This is a genomic window from Psychrobacillus sp. FSL K6-1415 (assembly GCF_038003185.1).
GTDB classification, from domain to species: domain Bacteria; phylum Bacillota; class Bacilli; order Bacillales_A; family Planococcaceae; genus Psychrobacillus; species Psychrobacillus psychrodurans.
Window position 1 is genome coordinate 2044832 of record NZ_JBBOOQ010000001.1, and the last position, 16563, is coordinate 2061394.

Below are 16563 nucleotides of genomic sequence, written 5' to 3' on the forward strand. Positions count from 1 at the left end.
TAGAGCCCATCCTTTAGTCTGACTCCAACGACCACGGTGCTTCACACACTGTCGCACTCTACACGAGTAGCACTCATGGGAGGTTTCCTACTCTGGTTATTGCAACAGCATGCCTTTATTCTAACAAGAATGGAGTTAATTCTCGATTTACCTGTTAACTTAATATAAACATTCAGAAGGCTCAGCCTTTTTTTAAAAAACAATTTCTGAGTTTTTTTGTTATTCAATTTTTAGATTTGGATGTTTTAAAAAGTCTATTATCCTAACATATTAGAATTCAAATATCTATTTAATATGTTTATTGTACTCTAATTGTTTTTGAACCCCAGATCTATCTATTTGAATCCAATACTCGGAAATTTTCCCATCTTCTATCTTATATACTGCACTTGTCATTTGAGTTATTGAATGTCCCGTAGGTTGATATCCATCGACTACTCCTACGTGTTTACCTACTTCTTTCCAACGCACATATACTTTATGTCCTTGTACCAATAATTCTTGAATTTCTAAAGTATAATTACCATAGGCTTCAATCATTTCTCTTACGTGTTCAGCATAATCTTTAGGCGTCCTTAAAACTGTTTGTTCTTCCTCGGATACAATTTGATGAGCCAATACTTGTTCGGACATTAATTGATTTGAGTAGTCTGGATTTTTTCCTGATCGTACTTCTTCAAAAAATTTTCTAATTATTTGTTCTGGTGTCATAAGAGCACCTCCATATTTATTTCAATGCTGTTACCGTAAATGCATGGTATTCGTTTGAAGCCGATAAACGAATAGAGCTTCTGTACTAAAATTGATTTCCTCTAGACTGGTTGCTATGTATCTCAGATTCATGATGGTATCTTAGGTAGGTTAAAACATATGCATACTTTAATGCACAAACTTTAGGTTCCTTGTCATTGCCCAAAATAGAAGAGCTAAAGCACTAACAGACGCCCCAAGCAAGCATACTCCTTCCCACCCGTAGTGCGCGTACATTTGGGTAGAAGCAATTGATCCGCTAGCACTGCCAATAGAATAAAACACCATGTACCCAGCTGTTAACCGACTCCGTGCCTCCGGACGCAATGGAAGAATCATCGTTTGATTAGTAACATGTATGGCTTGCACCGCCAAATCAAGCAGTACAATACCTATAACTAATGCTAATAGCGATTGCTCTGTATAGCTAATGAATAACCAAGAAATCAACAATAAAGTCAAAGCAATGCCTGTTGTTCTCTGCCCGTAACCCTTATCAGCTAGCTTTCCAGCACGCGCTGCAGATAAAGCACCAGCCACTCCTACAAGACCAAGTGCTCCAATCGCGCTATGCGAAAGAGATAATGGCGGAGTGCTAAGAGGCAGTACTAGTGAAGTCCACAAAATGCTGAAATCAGCAAAAATAAGTAGGGCAAGAACAGAGCGGATGCGTAAGATTCGTTCTTGTTTAAACAATATAAACACCGTTTTAAGCAATTGGGGATAGGACATTGATTTTACATCTCGTTCAATTTGGGGCAATACCCTAAAAAACATACAAACCATTAAAAGCATTAGTGCAGCAGAGACTAGATATACGGAACGCCACCCCGCAACATCCGTTAATATTCCTGCAAAGGACCGCGCAAGAAGTATGCCGACTACAATTCCGCTTGTTACAATACCAACCACACGCCCTCGTTCAGCAGGAGCAGCAATAGATGCTGCGAATGCAACAAGAGTCTGAGTTACGACTGCAAGAAGTCCCACTAAAGCCATTCCTGCAAATAGTATCGTGCTGTTGGAAGCAGTTCCAACTATAACCAAAACTATTATGGTTAATAACATCTGGCCGATAATCAATAAACGCTGGTTCAGAAAATCACCGAGTGGCACTAGCAGTATCAATCCTAATCCATAAAAGATTTGAGTAATGGTAATAACAATTCCGATGATGGAATAGTCAATATCAAACTCACTAGATAGCTGATCAAGTAGCGGCTGTGCGAAGTAGATATTTGCGACTGACATCCCACAGGCAGCCGCAAATAATAATGACACATTACGAGACATAGAAGTAACACGGATTGAATCAGATGGGATAAATGCTCCCTGACTCGAATTCGCCTTTAACTCTGCATTGACTGCTATTTTTTCTTTAACTTCCTCCACTCAGTACCCCCCTTATTCCTATAAATTTTAAATACTGTCTAATATAACTTACCGAACAGTATGTTATATTGCTTGGTAAATATAACTTATAGAAACTAATTCTGTCAACTTATAAATTATATTCCCCGTAATAACGTCATCTTTCTTTGGGAAATCTCTTGTTAGGATTATTTAGTCTAAATTTGACAATATAAAGAGAAAAATATATATTTATATTATACTGTTCAGTAAGAAAAAGAAGACAAATGGCAGTTTCATATGATTAGTTATAATTAAACAAAAAAAGAAACGAGAGGTTTTGACTATGGGACGAACCCGTGAATTTGACGAAGAAAAAGTATTAGATGCAGCTATGCAATTATTTTGGGAGAAGGGATATGAAGCAACCTCATTAAGTGATTTAACTTCCAGAATGGGGATTCAACGACCCAGTATTTACTCTGCCTTTGGGGGGAAAAAAGAATTGTTCGAAGCTGCTCTACGCAAATACACGATGTCCCATGCTTCAGATATCCGAACAAGACTTCAAAACTTTCCATCAGTAAAGGAAGCATTTTGCACTTTTTTTGAAAAAGTGGTTGCTGAGGAATACACTGAAAGCCCCAGTAGAGGATGCTTTTGCATTAATACAATGGTCGAACTTGCGCCACATGATGAGAAATTTGAAATTCTTACAAGGGAACATCAAATGTACCTTTCAATCATATTTCAAGAAACCATTGAACGAGGTATACAATCAGGAGAACTTGAGACCGATGTAAACTCTAAAGCCTTAGCACAAGCACTAATAGTATCGTTAATTGGACTTACTGTAATAATGAAATCTCGTCCAAAACGATCATTTGTTGATAATGCAATAAAAGAGTTACTTACATTGCTTAAGTAACTCGGGTTGCTTCAATTTATTTGTCTGGTTATATGAATCTAAATATTTTAATATCATTCTCCTCTTCTATTTCAAAACTAAAAGAGTAAAACTCCCTCTTGAAAAAGATAGAGTTTTTTACATCATGAATTTTCTTACATTTCGAAGTCCATTTAATTGTTACCACCGAGGGAATAGGTTTTAAGTGCCAAAAAATAGTTGATATAATAAAATTGAATCATCCTGGTTCTTGGGCATTTATTTAAAATTTATGGTAATTAGCTAATCGTTTTTCTATTGTATAATTGATAGTGTAAAATGCAGTTGTTTTTAGTTATGGTCTTTTTCATTATTTTATGGATTGTCTCATGATAATTTCTTCGCCGATACGTCCTATTTGTCTCTCATTTGTATCTTCAAATCCTACATTCAAATATAGTTTTTGAGCTGGAATATTATCTATATCTACTACTAATACAATTTCATCACATTTAGGGAATTCTGATTTAACAAACTCAATCAGTAATGACATCCCTTGTTTAGCGTAGCCTTTTCCTTGCTCTGTATGATTAATTGATAGTGCAGTTAATAACAAAGCGTTCGGATTAGTGGAGTATTTCTTAACTCGCTCATTTGAATTTAGTAGAAAGAAACCAACAGGTGTTTTTTCACTTAAAATAACAATACGATACTGTCCTTCTGTAACTTCCCCGAATTTGTTTGGTAATGTAGAAAATTGTTTTTGTTCTTCTGTTAGGACAAAAGAGTTCAATACTATCATATGCTCACTTGAAAAATGCTTCAGTTCAACACCGGTAAAATTCCCCATAATATCATTCCCCATTCATTTTTCTATATACTACCACTCTTTATGTAGTTATTACATCATTAAAGATAATTTATTTAACTATCTTTGTTCAACTAACCTGCACCTTTAGTTTAAGTGTTTGAATTAGCATGAAAGTATATATTTAGAAAGACAGCTGAAAACCACCTATACCATTTTCTCTCTTAAACATAGACTATGTATAAAACTAAACGGGGTTTTGAAATGGAGAAAAATGAACATATTATCACAATACTGGGAAGTGCAGGTGGTGTGGCGAACGGAATACTTTCCATCCTAAATAACTCTGTACAGGATGAGAAAGATCCGATCTATCATGTAATGAATAATTGCGTCATTCATTTGATAGATTATGAACAGAAAGAAGCAATTGTCTACTCTCTTTCTTATCCACATTTAAAAGATAAATTTATATACCATGAATTTAATTTAAAAGATACGGAGCTATTTAAACACCATCTGAAAAACACCAAAACGACTGTTGTCATTGACCTTTCCTGGGTGGATAGATAATTAGAATACAAAATTAGTCTACAATTTTTTTTACAGGCGAATCCTTTTTCAGCCTAAAGTCATATTTGTTTGCATTTTGATATCTTGGATCTAAATAAATTGATTTCTCATCACTTATTGAAGCTTTTTTAAATTTAGGAAAAGATGTATATTCTTCCTCTTTCCATATCCAAATACCCTTTTCTCCTTTTTCTTTATGAAATACATTATTTTGTAGTTTATTTTCTTGATTGGTTGTAAAATAGTTGGAGATAAAAATCCGCGATGGTCCAGCGGTTAAAATATTTTTTTCTATCAAATTGTTTTTTGTATCATGTTGTAATAATAGCTGTCCCCCATCTAGCCCCTTCGTGTCATTTCGATATAGAATATTTTGAGTGATAGTAGAATTGATCGTACCTCCCCGATCCCTATCATACCCACCAATTGATATTCCAGTGTAAAAGTTGTCATAAATAATATTGTTTATTATTTTAATGTTATCAGCGTATTTTTTAGCATGCTCAGAGGTTGCTTCAATTCCAATATCACTTTTATAAATGGTATTCTTTTCAATGATTATATTCTTTCCACCATCTACATAAATTCCGCCAGCAGAATAATCTCCATCATAAGCTGGATTACCGTAAGAGGATATTTCATAAACTTGATTTTTTTTTACTATACCATTTCGTACATAGTCCACTTTTTTATCATTAGAGGTACCTTCATAACCAATTAGATCAATTCCGATATTATCACTTCGGCGAACTATATTTTTTTCTACTTTAAAACCGTCAATATTTCCATTTAGAACTAGAGATTCACTTGAACCGAGTTTTAAGTTTTCCAACGTATTACTCAAAATATTTATATCTCTCATTGTGCCAGTTCCATATATAGCAATCCCATGGCCATTCCCATCATCTGCATGGGTTTCAATCCGTTGCACATGGTTATTTTCTAGTGTTATATGATTGCTAGAGCCTGTTACATATATCCCCATTACAGTTTCATCTGCTAAATCAGTAGATAAATCCTGTATAATTAGCCCGCTAATGGTCACGTAGTTTTTATTGTTTATCGTAACTAAGGATGTATCCCCTTCAACATCATTTATATCCTTTCCACTAAGAACAACCTTCTCCTTGTTGTAGGCTTTAAAAGTAATTGGTTTTGATTTGGTCCCACTATATTTAACGACAAGCTTTTCATTATAGGTTCCTTTTCGTATGAGAACGGTAGTCCCGGCATTTGCTTCTGATGCCGCTTTTTTTAGTGTGCGAAATGGCTTTGATTTTTTACCATCATTTTGATCATTTCCATTTAGAGATACGTAAATAGCTTGATTCTGCTTTTCATTTATATTGTTTAAAACAAAAACTATCATGATAACAGCTGCCGATAAGAGGATAAAATAGATCTTTTTCATTAAATCATTCCTTATTGAATATATTTCATGCACTTAAGATATTGCACCGCAGAGGATGAAAATTGTTTCAGAATGGGTATAGTATGGCAGGCGAAGAAGGTCGATGAACTATGGTGCCATTAGAGCCCATCCGTTAGTCTGACTCCAACGACCCCGGGGCATCACAGACTGTCGCACTCTTTACGAGTAGCACATCCTACTCTGTTTTTGCACCAGTCTACCTTTAATTTAACAAGAATGGAGTTGATACTTGATTACTTCAATTTAAATGGTTTACTATACTTTTTTAAAAATCTTTTTCTGAGTCTATTTTGTTATGCAATTCTATAGATTTTGATAGTTTATTAATTTTCAATGGAGTACAATAAGCTAAATTCATGTACAATATTTTGAATAGAGCTAGTTCACCTATTTTTTCTACAGAAGTTTTAAAATCTTTTTTGTAAACTCTTCAAATGAAGAAGAAGTCTCCGCCCGCTGGTTATACCACTTTCGAATCGTTTCTACTAACCAAAAAGGAACGGAATTTCCATCTATTAAATGATAGTATTGCTCATATCCTTTTTTTAGATGCTCCCATCGATAATCATTACCAGGCAGCACGTATTCTGAGACATCAATTATTTTTGCTCTTCCATTTTGTAGTAAAATATTTTTTAAATGAATATCACGTGGATTAAGGCCCTTATTTCGAACATATTCTCTTGCATTCTCCACATCATTTACAACCTGCTCTGGAATGTGAATACCTTGTAGAATGCAGTCAAAGAGAGTTTTCCCTTCTTCGTAGCTTAAAACAAGGTATTCGTCGTATGAAGCAAAACATGTTGAAAAGAAGGGTGAATCCCCTAGTATATGATAAACATTTGCTTCAACTTTTACTTTGTTTACTTTGTCTTTGGCATATAATTTAAATGCATAGTCTGGGACGGAAAGAGATTGAAAAACAGCCGCATCTGTCCCTACACCTATACACTTCAAGTCATCAAGGTCACCACTTATGGTTACAGGCTCATTATTTGCATTTGAAAAAACTTTAATTTTGGAAAGAGATAAAAAAACTTTGTCCCAGTCTTTTTCCATATAATCTCACCTCTCATTATCGTGGAAGAATAACTACATAATTGTCGAATTACTTTTATAAGGATCCTATATCGCTCTTAACAAGCTTCCAATACCACTTTTTAAGCTTACCACCAAATTCATGGATTCAACTAACCAGTTGCTAGTGATAAATTAGGATTATATAGCCACTTTTGTAGAGTAGATTAATATTGCCGCACTTCCACAATACCATTAATTGTTATGAAAGCATTTATGTCAATTGTCTTAATGAGTGTTCTAAGTTCAGGTTCTTCCAACCTATTAATAACACAGAGAACTATTTCAACACGTGCATTGGTTTGTCCTTCCTCGCCAATCACATAAGTAACTCCTCTACCTAAACGTGTTTGAATTGCGTCACCAATTTTTCGTGAGTTATTGCTAATAATCATAATATTTTTAGATTCGTCAAAGCCGGTTTGCACCATGTCTATTACCTTCATAGCTATAAAGTAAGCTATAGCCGAACATAAGGCACCCCTTAGTCCATAAATTAACATAGCGAATGAGAATATTAAGACATTAATACTCATAATAACTTCCCCCACCGATAAAGGGAATTTCTTTGCGATTAGTATAGCTAAAATTTCTGTACCATCTAAAGCACCACCTTTTCGTAAAACAATACCAACCCCTAAACCGATCATAATACCGCCTAATACTGCAACTAACATGGTATCCCCTGAAATAATAGTTGGAATGTGATGCAATAAACTAGTAGCAATCGACAAGAAAGTGATACCTATTACCGAACTAAATGCAAATGATTTTCCAAGTACCTTATATCCGATAAATACGAAGGGAATATTTAGTATGAACAGGAATAAACTTAATGAGAATCCTGTTAAATGAGATAACAGGATAGATATTCCTGTTATACCACCATCGATTATATCGTTTGGGATTAGTACCGCTTCTAAACCGATAGCTGTAATAAGTGCTCCCATTATAATAAATAAAACACGACTTATTCTTTCAAATATACTAATAGTCTGTCCATTATTGACTTCCAATTTTACTCAACTCCTTTTATTGCTTACTATTGAACATCTTTGCTTAGTATTTATACAAAGCCTATCTAAAATAATGTTCATGTGAGTTGAGATGTATTGTTTTATACTTACCACACATTCTATTTCAGATCTACCTTAAAGTAGTTAAACATACTAAAGATATTATTATTCCATTGATATGATTATGTCTTCATCCAATAAACTACTTCTACATTTAAGTGTAATATCTCACAATCGTACAATTCTGCCTGATGTTTTGGGCATAAGAATAGACCATCTAAATGTTAGTTCAATAAGAAAAGCGATTCTTATTAAAGAATCGCTCCCGATTACGGAAAATACGTAACTTCTTCCACTATATGTTAATTCAAAGGAAGTAACTGAATTATTGGTTTAAATCCATATGTTATTTTCAGCGGTAAGTTTTAAATTAGTTTCACCAGTGTTGACTACACCTTTGGGCTCTACCAGCATTATATGGCATTCCTTTTCAGCATAAGGCTTATGTTCCACACCTTTTGGTATCACATACATTTCACCTTTGGAAAGTTTAACCTCTCCATCGCGGAAAGCAATGGACATCTCACCGTCTATCACGATGAATGCCTCATCGGTGTCTTTATGATCGTGCCATACAAAATCCCCAAAAATCTTAACTAACTTAAACTGATAATCATTCATTTCACCAATAACTTTAGGCGACCAGTGTTCACTGAATTTGGAAAGTTTCTCGCTTAGATTAATAGCATTATAATTGATATAAATCCCCCCAGAACTATTCTTACCTTTATTTTACAACTTCAATAGATTAATTACTATATTAATTAAGATATCAAAAGTTTCTGCTGATTTTCCACAAAATGGACCACTTGTTGAACAAAATTCATACAGCACTCTTTATAACAACGATCGAATTATTTTTACAGATTTGTTATTGACTTTAATACTATAATGATTATCCATTTTTCTATATCTATCTATATATCCTCCGAGATAAAAATTTTCTCTTATTCAACTAATCAACTGTTGTTTTAACAACTTGTATTGATTTTTCCACACGCACGCCGACACGCCAATAAAACTGTACTACTCTCATGGCAAACTGCTTTAAGATTAGATTACACTATAAATAACCTCACCATTTTCCGCATGAATCCCTTTTACAAAGGCTCCGTCTGTTGTCTGAATACGATAAATGAGCCGCATCTCGCCCCCATCCTGCTCCGTTTCCCCATAAACCTTATCCCATTCAACTTGTACTTTCAGATTTTTTAGTGGTAGTAATTCTTTAATAGGTTTAATGGTTTTTGGCTCAAACTTTTCAATCTCTTCAATCGCTATATTCGGTGATGAAAACATCAAAATAGCACCTGTTTTTTTACTTATATTCATGTGAAAAAATTCATTCCCAACAAAGTAGCCGTCCTTCTGAACAACAAATCGGAAAAAGGCACGGTTTTTCACTATATCCTCTTCCTCTTTCATCTCTACATATAAATAAGATGCGAACTCTGAATAATAGGTTTGAATAAACTGTATAGCAATTTGTAAGCATTCCTCTTCAGAAAGCTTTGCCTCTCCTTCACTTTTCGTAAACGAGATGAAGCTATTTAATTGTTTCGTCTGTTTATCAACCTTTGCTCTCATACGATGTTCAAACTTACGCCTCATGTAATGCTCGTATGATTTCCCCTCTTCATCCTTCCAAGATTTGGGACGCCAGTTTACCTCTTCAAATTCTTCATCCATACTTTCCTCTTCATATCGCTCCCATTCATCACTAATGCCCAGTATTTCTTCAATTGTATCCTTTTTTGACAACGCTTCTACTTTTGGGAACGGCACATAGCTTCGCTTTGGCTCATCGTCATTGTCAAATAAAGGTTTACCCGTCACCGCGTCATACGCCTGCCTTAATAGCTCCGACTCATAAATTGCATATATACCTGACTCTGAAACGGAATCATATTGTTCATTAAAGCATTCCGCACTAAGCGACCATTCCCCCTTGTTCAATGCATGTAAAATATGCTCTGGAGGATAAAGTTCTTTTGGCATTGTCGGTGGATTTTCCGTATAGCCTGTATAGGTGAACTGAATAATTTCACCAGGATCGGTTACTTCTATTCGACAATAATAGCCATCTAGAGGCAATCCATCTACAACTTGCACATACTTAAAGCCTGTCGATGATTCCTTTTTTTGTTGTTCTACTAGTGTATAATAGGCAATTGCTTCTGGGTATTGCTCACGCAGTAGCTGATGGGCTATTGTAAGCTTTTTCTCTTCTGTAATAGGTGCCCCGTCTTTTGTGGGCGTTTTTGCAAAATCCTCGATGCGTCCATTATTATCTAATCGAATAAAAACCCCTTCATCCTTGCTTTGCCCTTTCCACATGAACGAAGAAATCCCATCCTCTAGGTAATTTTCTAGTTCGAGCTCATAGTATGTAGGCGCATTTGCATATTGTTGTGCTAATTCGAATAACTGTTCCTTTAACATACGTTTCACGTCCTTTGGTTGTAATGATTGCTGCATCGTTTGCTCTAGCTTTCCACGAAGCGCTTTCCTAGCACGATGCAGATGCATTTTGATTGTATTGGGCGGCTTCTCGAGCATTTCTGCGATTTCAACTACTTTAAAGTCATAGTAATAATGCAACACAATTGCCATTTGATAGTCTTTTTTAAGACTTCCAACTGCGTTATGTAATGCACTGTAATCCTCGCTATTTTCTTGAGAGAGTAACTGAAATTGTTTTAGCATTTCTACTTCTAAGATCTTCATCCGTTCCTGTTTCTTCAACATATAAAAACTTTCACGAATTAATATTTTGTGCAACCATGTACTAAAATATTTCAGCTCCTTTAGTTGAGCTAGCGCACTAAACGCTTTTATAAAAGTTTCTTGCACAATATCTTCCGCATCCTGCTTATTTTTTACATAGGTAAATGCTTTAGCGAGTAATCTCGGCTTATATATCATTATTAAATGCTGAATCGATCCTTCATCCTTCGCAAGTGCTCGTAGTACATACTGTTCCATTGCATTCCCTCCTAATAACTTAGAGTGCGGATTTATCAAAAAGGTTTCATTATGTAAAATATTTTTACCGCTCCTTAGTAAAACATGGCGTTATTTCCGTTCGGAGGACACAACATGCTCTCAAAGAATCAGCAACTCCCCCTTAACGCTTCCTAGTCCAACCCACAATTTAATCACATTTAGGCGCTGCACTTTTTTAAAAAATTTATTGAGCTGCGTCAGATTTTGTATTGCCTTTTTCTCTGAATCGAAGATATTAATTTTCAAGGAGTTCAATAAAAAAAGGCTTTACCACTTCTTGAAGTAGTCGAGTAGAAGGGAACCTCTCTACCTTACGGTATATTGTGTTCCACCCCCTCACAGAACCGTGCTTGCGCTATTTACGCACACGGCTCCTCCAAATTATCCTTCACAAAATGGTGATTCTGCTATCCTCAATAGTTTAGTTTACATTTATTATTTTTTCTACCGCTGTGTGTAGTAAATGTGTCCCTAGTGAGAGTGATCATTTGGTAGCAGCCTTTCCTCCATCGGCATTACCCAACTTCATTGGTACTACGCTGCTATCCGACTCCCTACACGGCATTTGGTTTCCTCGCTTATTATCGCTTGTACACCATACTCTTCTATAAGAAGAAAAGACCGGTAGGGCCTCCCGAGTTGCCGTATCATATCGATGTGTGACGTGCCAAGGTCTCTGACTCCAGAGAGGTTTTATCCTTCTTGCCTTTAACGATGGATAAAATATAGCTTTCTGCTGTGCTTAAGGCATCAGCCCTCTCGATTTACTAACATTATGGAGCTCAATCCCTTCAACCAGTTGGCTTTCGGCCCGCCACCTAACTGTCTACGCTTAAAGGCGAATGTTACCATTAGCCCTCCAAGACTCGCTACGAGTGAATGGCTAGTTCTTTCTCGACGGGAATCCCACCCGCTATATGATACGACCTAGGCTCGGCCGCACAAGCACACCGTTAGTTGAATAACTAAGCTTATTTGTGATACTCAATAGTTTCAATATCACCCTTTGTTATCTACCTACTTAGATAATATTAACCTCTTCTTATACTAAAACTGAACCATTAGATTAATAGGACAAAAGCTTTACCCCATATTGAAGTAAAGCAACACGTTAGTTGAAGAAGAAAAGCGAAGTTTATCAAGCATTTTTAAGACGATGAAATGATTTTGTTTGAGCAAATGTTTCAAATCCAATAGACTTGTAAAATTCATGTGTTTTAGGGGAAGTACAAACAACAACTGCCGTTTTTGCGCCCTTATCTCGCAACGCATTAAGAGCAAGCTTACAGACTGAACTGGCTAACCCCATTCTCCTAAATCTCGGATCCGTTCCAACAGGTTCCAGTAACCCCACCTTGTTTTCTTCATCAAACCAAATTAAACAAGATGCCACGAACTCACCATTTGGGGATTCTATTACCCAATCAAGAGAAGAATCATAAGGATAGGTATTCATAACGTTCAAGTAACTTTCTTCTGTGACTCTGGATCCATGAAATGCAGCTTTATGTACTGCCACACGATTTTTTAAATCCTCAGACCCCTTGATATGGCGCCCTTTAAACTTATCTGGCAATTGAACAGGGAATGAACAACTATCCAATGAAATTTTTGTGAGGACTTCTGGATTTTCTGCTAATGGGTTGAATAAAGAATCTTCTAAGGCTGAAATAAGATGCGATTCCTTTTCTAGGACAATCACTTTTTGCTCATTGGTTATAGTTATTTTATCAAACCAGTCAATGACATCCTTGGCCACCTCAGGAAAATCAGGATCAACTTGACATATTAACTCACCAGGGTTTTGAATCCATCCCCAAGCAACGGGCTTCCCATCCATTTCCCAAATTGCAGTATCCCAATCATCCTCGCGTCCAGCGTGTCGGTAGCGTTGCCAAGCTAGATCGCCTATATGGTAATTAGGTTCCAGTGACCATATAGCTTGTGTAAGTTTCTGCATTCGCTTTAAATCACTTGAATCTTTATAAGTTCGAATTACAGGTATACTCATTTATGTAATCTCCTCGATTCTTCTTGATATTTGTAACTATCTTTTTGATATTCTTACTATGGCCTCCGCTTTAAAAAAGCCAATTATCACCATCCCTTGTATTGAATCCTCCTATTCATATTCAATAAAGATTTAATTATTCCTTCTTCAACTAACCTGTTTCGACACTTTCACAAACTCCTCTAACAAATGTCCTGACTTCCTATTATAGGTTTTACTAAAATCAATTTTTCATTGTATTTTGATCTATTAGTATAATAAGTTCAACAAAACAAACGTTAATCCCTTCCTTCCAGAGTCCCTAAAACAAAATTAAGTATACCCTTGCCATTATGGCAAAGATATACTTAAAGTCGCAAAAAATTAACTATAAAGTTTTCTAAAATAAAGCCACTATAGCAAGCGCGCCACACTTAAATTTACGGGCTTTAAATATACTCAAAACATTTGGGACCATAAGTTTTAAATAACTCACTTGAATTTCTAAACCATAACATTGTTATAAATAAAGTGTTTGCAAGAGAAAACCATGCTATTCATAAGTGGAAATCTGAACTATTAGGTGAGTATATTTAAGTGTTGATTTAAAATTTTATAGTATACATAAATAACAAGAACCAATTTTGGTAAAAAGAGGGTTCTTTTCCAGTATTTAAGTTTGGTTTTATAAAAAAATGATTATTTAGGAATGTGAATCTTTAACTAAATCCCCTCGCTAGTTTAAGTGTAAACCTACACAATTATTTGTGTAGGAGCAGACAAAAAAGGTACCTTCTTACTAAAGAAAAGTGCCCTTTACTTGAAGTACCAGTTATTAGATTTTATTAAATAGCCAATAACACTCGTGACTTTATTCCTGAGAGGTTCATAATTATTTAATACATCTAATATTAATGATTCCTTTTTTCCTCCCAAAGTCGTATACGCTCTTCATGACTCACTACTTTGTGGATTTGGTGAAGCATCCATACATAACCAAAAGAGTCCATAAATATTGCATTTGACACTCCATAATCAGGTAGATCAGTAACCTGTTGTATCTCCGTGCACCCCAAACTCATTGCCTTAGTATATGTTTCCTTGATATCAGGGACAGAAACGTTAAACCAAATTGTTTTGGGGTCATCTTTGGTTGGTGCTATCAATTGAAATTCTGCATTTTCATCCAACATGTGAAAGCGTACTCCGTAGAGGGTAAATACTACTTCATTTGTTCCTTTGGGTAAATCTGAAACCTCAATACGTTCGATCTCAAATATGTTTTCGTATAAATCTAATGCTTTTAAACTATCTGTAACAACCAAATCAATTTCTACTCCTACCATTATGATTACACTCCTTTTATTAGTTAATAAACATTCTCTACTTCTTCATTTACTTCTAATTTATAATTAAGTATAACAAATTCAATATGTTCACACTGTAAATATGGTTCCATTTTCAATGATCCTGTCCTCTACTTTAAGTACACTTGTTCATTATATCTACCTAATTTTAGCAAAATGTCCTGACTGTGTTGCTCCATAATCTGGCCCGATTGTTGAAAAAAAGCTAATGACGATTGTACGTTAGCACAATAAGAAAAGGCTATAACAAACACAGCCATGTTTTTTCACTAAAGCAAACGTTAATTTAAGTACATTATTTCACAATCTATTAAGGTATTCCCCAAATATCTATCTGAAGAAATTTTTAATTGCATCAATGCATATCTTATGACTACAATCGTCGCAGCAAAAAATCTTACTCTTTCTTTCCTTAAACTGTTTATATTTTAGTGAACCTTCGTATTCTTTGAATGTTCTTTTACAACTATAACAAAGTATCTCATAGTATATCATTGTTATCCTCCTTAACAACACCTTACTTTGTAGCTGATTTTTCGAAGAGTGTAACCAGTTCTCTTGTATATTCCTGAACATCTAAATGAGACTTTTTCATTAATTCAAGGGTGAATCCGTCAATGGCATTTCTTATTGTTAACGCCATCACCCTTAAAGATGATCTGGTAAATTCTCGAAAAATTCCTTCTTGCATCCCTAGGGTGAGAATATTTTCAATAGGAAGTAAAATAGTTTCATCATGGTCTGAAGCAAACCCAAATTTACCATCAGCAGTTCTCTTATTAGAAACCACTTCTATAACAGCGATAACATGCTTCCGATTTTCTTCTATGAATTTTAGATTGGATTCAATATAAACCCGAAGCATTTCTTTAGGAGATTTTTGAGCTTCTATTAGTGGAGCAATATAAGATTGCCAAGCCGTATAGTATTCGATAGCTATTTGATCCAATAATTCCTCTTTATTTGCAAAGTGATACGAAATAACTCCCTTACTGATTTTTGCACGTTTTGCAATTTGTCCTAAAGATGCTTGAGCGTAACCTATTTCAGCGATAGTTTCAATTGCACATTCCACAATTTGAGATCTACGGGCTTTTTCAATGAACGACATTTCTTTTTGGTTAGTTGATTTAATTTTTATACTCATGATTTTATTTTAGTACAATCGTACAACTAATTCAATAAAAAAACCATTTAGATGAAGATAATCTAAATGGTTTATGAATCTTTATACAACTAGCTTGTTTAGTTTAGTTAATTTAAATTAATCCATACTGCTTAAGTGCGAATTCAATTCCATCTTCGCTGGATTTCTTCGTTACAAAATCCGCAATACTCTTTAATTTTTCATTTCCATTCCCCATCGCAATACCTAACCCTACTAACTCCAACATATCAACATCATTTTCTCCATCCCCAAAAGCTACAGAATTTGACCGGTCAATTCCAAAGTAGTCTAAAACCCTAAGAATAGCTATTGATTTTGAGACATCATGCTGTAGGACATTTACTACATATGGATGCCACCTTTTAAAAGTGAGATGAGGAAATGTGTTTTTGTATTTCAAAACATCGTCATCGTTGGCAAATAAGCACATTAAATAAACTTCTTCATCATAAATTAACGTGTTCGTATTAGGATACTCGCTTAATGATAATGTTTCCTTTAATGCTTTAAGTACTTTTAAATCCTTTATGCCATTCATGCTAAAATCCTCGGTATAGTATGATAATGCATGATTTTCTTTCATTGCAAATTCAATGACTTCCAACATCATCTTTTTATCCATCGGAATCTTATGAATCACTTTTGTATTATGCTTTACATAGCCACCATTTGCTGTAATGAAAGTATCTATTCCTAATTCAACTAACTCTTTGCACATCGATAAGGGTCTTCCGGTCGCAGCTACAACTTTTATTCCATTGTTTTTTAATAATTTTATTGCTTTCTTTGTGCTATCCGAAATGGTTCCATCCAGATAATTTGTAATAGTTCCGTCAACATCGAAAAAAACAATTTTGTAGATCATAAACAACACCTTTTAGTTAAACAATAAAGTCTAAATATTAATATACGATTTTATATATTCTGCTATGTACTGGAACGTTGTTATTACTGCCGCTTTAGTTCAATATGAAAAAAAGGGTTTACTCCTTCTTGAAGCACAGCACCCGTTAGCCATCCATGAAGCGCAAAATCAGCGCTTCACCACAGAGAATGAAAATGGTTAGTTGAGTCAAT

At 35.0% G+C, this 16563-nt stretch carries 15 protein-coding genes; 2 read left to right on the forward strand and 13 right to left on the reverse strand.

Annotated features, from left to right (window positions below; translation table 11 throughout):
• Window positions 1-285 precede the first annotated feature (285 nt).
• A complete protein-coding gene (locus MKY60_RS09570) occupies window positions 286-711 on the reverse strand; it encodes an ester cyclase (RefSeq protein WP_340929625.1) in 426 nt (141 codons plus the stop codon).
• A gap of 168 nt (window positions 712-879) precedes the next feature.
• Complete coding sequence (locus tag MKY60_RS09575; protein ID WP_340931085.1) at window positions 880-2073, reverse strand: MFS transporter; 1194 nt, start codon at window positions 2071-2073, stop codon at window positions 880-882.
• 373 nt (window positions 2074-2446) lie between these two features.
• On the opposite strand from MKY60_RS09575, the gene MKY60_RS09580 reads away from it, so the two are divergent.
• Window positions 2447-3028: a TetR/AcrR family transcriptional regulator gene (locus MKY60_RS09580; RefSeq protein ID WP_090570910.1), complete on the forward strand. Its 582-nt coding sequence runs from the start codon at window positions 2447-2449 to the stop codon at window positions 3026-3028.
• Window positions 3029-3356: 328 nt separating this feature from the next.
• Here MKY60_RS09580 and MKY60_RS09585 read toward each other — a convergent pair whose 3' ends face one another.
• Window positions 3357-3836: a GNAT family N-acetyltransferase gene (locus tag MKY60_RS09585; RefSeq protein ID WP_340879639.1), complete on the reverse strand. Its 480-nt coding sequence runs from the start codon at window positions 3834-3836 to the stop codon at window positions 3357-3359.
• 222 nt (window positions 3837-4058) lie between these two features.
• Here MKY60_RS09585 and MKY60_RS09590 point away from each other — a divergent pair, with 222 nt between their 5' ends.
• Window positions 4059-4367 (forward strand): hypothetical protein, encoded by a 309-nt coding sequence (locus MKY60_RS09590; RefSeq protein WP_241599895.1) that lies wholly within the window; start codon window positions 4059-4061, stop codon window positions 4365-4367.
• 13 nt (window positions 4368-4380) lie between these two features.
• Here MKY60_RS09590 and MKY60_RS09595 read toward each other — a convergent pair whose 3' ends face one another.
• From MKY60_RS09595 to MKY60_RS09640, 10 genes are all read right to left on the reverse strand, one after another.
• Complete coding sequence (locus MKY60_RS09595) at window positions 4381-5778, reverse strand: right-handed parallel beta-helix repeat-containing protein (RefSeq protein WP_340929626.1); 1398 nt, start codon at window positions 5776-5778, stop codon at window positions 4381-4383.
• 417 nt (window positions 5779-6195) lie between these two features.
• The gene (locus MKY60_RS09600; protein WP_340929627.1) at window positions 6196-6861 is read right to left on the reverse strand and encodes a serine/threonine protein kinase; all 666 of its coding nucleotides are present in this window, start codon (window positions 6859-6861) and stop codon (window positions 6196-6198) included.
• A gap of 185 nt (window positions 6862-7046) precedes the next feature.
• On the reverse strand, window positions 7047-7895 hold the full coding sequence (locus MKY60_RS09605) for a YitT family protein (RefSeq protein ID WP_340929628.1): 849 nt from the start codon (window positions 7893-7895) through the stop codon (window positions 7047-7049).
• Between the two features lie 393 nt (window positions 7896-8288).
• On the reverse strand, window positions 8289-8654 hold the full coding sequence (locus MKY60_RS09610) for a cupin domain-containing protein (protein ID WP_090570931.1): 366 nt from the start codon (window positions 8652-8654) through the stop codon (window positions 8289-8291).
• Between the two features lie 354 nt (window positions 8655-9008).
• Window positions 9009-10940, reverse strand: coding sequence for a sigma-70 family RNA polymerase sigma factor (locus MKY60_RS09615; protein ID WP_340929629.1), 1932 nt, complete (start codon window positions 10938-10940; stop codon window positions 9009-9011).
• A gap of 1159 nt (window positions 10941-12099) precedes the next feature.
• Window positions 12100-12972 (reverse strand): GNAT family N-acetyltransferase, encoded by an 873-nt coding sequence (locus MKY60_RS09620; RefSeq protein WP_340879644.1) that lies wholly within the window; start codon window positions 12970-12972, stop codon window positions 12100-12102.
• An 890-nt stretch (window positions 12973-13862) separates the two neighbouring features.
• Window positions 13863-14297, reverse strand: a complete 435-nt coding sequence (locus MKY60_RS09625) for a VOC family protein (protein ID WP_340879645.1) — start codon at window positions 14295-14297, stop codon at window positions 13863-13865.
• 351 nt (window positions 14298-14648) lie between these two features.
• On the reverse strand, window positions 14649-14813 hold the full coding sequence (locus MKY60_RS09630) for a DUF2197 domain-containing protein (RefSeq protein ID WP_340929631.1): 165 nt from the start codon (window positions 14811-14813) through the stop codon (window positions 14649-14651).
• 22 nt (window positions 14814-14835) lie between these two features.
• The gene (locus MKY60_RS09635) at window positions 14836-15465 is read right to left on the reverse strand and encodes a TetR/AcrR family transcriptional regulator (RefSeq protein ID WP_340879646.1); all 630 of its coding nucleotides are present in this window, start codon (window positions 15463-15465) and stop codon (window positions 14836-14838) included.
• 112 nt (window positions 15466-15577) lie between these two features.
• A complete protein-coding gene (locus tag MKY60_RS09640; RefSeq protein ID WP_340929632.1) occupies window positions 15578-16351 on the reverse strand; it encodes a Cof-type HAD-IIB family hydrolase in 774 nt (257 codons plus the stop codon).
• Window positions 16352-16563 lie beyond the last annotated feature (212 nt).

Coding starts and splice junctions, on each gene's coding strand:
- MKY60_RS09570 (WP_340929625.1), bottom strand. CDS start 711: ATGACACCAGAACAAATAATTAGAAAATTTTTTGAAGAAGTACGATCA.
- MKY60_RS09580 (WP_090570910.1), top strand. CDS start 2,447: ATGGGACGAACCCGTGAATTTGACGAAGAAAAAGTATTAGATGCAGCT.
- MKY60_RS09585 (WP_340879639.1), bottom strand. CDS start 3,836: ATGGGGAATTTTACCGGTGTTGAACTGAAGCATTTTTCAAGTGAGCAT.
- MKY60_RS09590 (WP_241599895.1), top strand. CDS start 4,059: ATGGAGAAAAATGAACATATTATCACAATACTGGGAAGTGCAGGTGGT.
- MKY60_RS09595 (WP_340929626.1), bottom strand. CDS start 5,778: ATGAAAAAGATCTATTTTATCCTCTTATCGGCAGCTGTTATCATGATA.
- MKY60_RS09600 (WP_340929627.1), bottom strand. CDS start 6,861: ATGGAAAAAGACTGGGACAAAGTTTTTTTATCTCTTTCCAAAATTAAA.
- MKY60_RS09615 (WP_340929629.1), bottom strand. CDS start 10,940: ATGGAACAGTATGTACTACGAGCACTTGCGAAGGATGAAGGATCGATT.
- MKY60_RS09620 (WP_340879644.1), bottom strand. CDS start 12,972: ATGAGTATACCTGTAATTCGAACTTATAAAGATTCAAGTGATTTAAAG.
- MKY60_RS09625 (WP_340879645.1), bottom strand. CDS start 14,297: ATGGTAGGAGTAGAAATTGATTTGGTTGTTACAGATAGTTTAAAAGCA.
- MKY60_RS09630 (WP_340929631.1), bottom strand. CDS start 14,813: ATGATATACTATGAGATACTTTGTTATAGTTGTAAAAGAACATTCAAA.
- MKY60_RS09635 (WP_340879646.1), bottom strand. CDS start 15,465: ATGAGTATAAAAATTAAATCAACTAACCAAAAAGAAATGTCGTTCATT.
- MKY60_RS09640 (WP_340929632.1), bottom strand. CDS start 16,351: ATGATCTACAAAATTGTTTTTTTCGATGTTGACGGAACTATTACAAAT.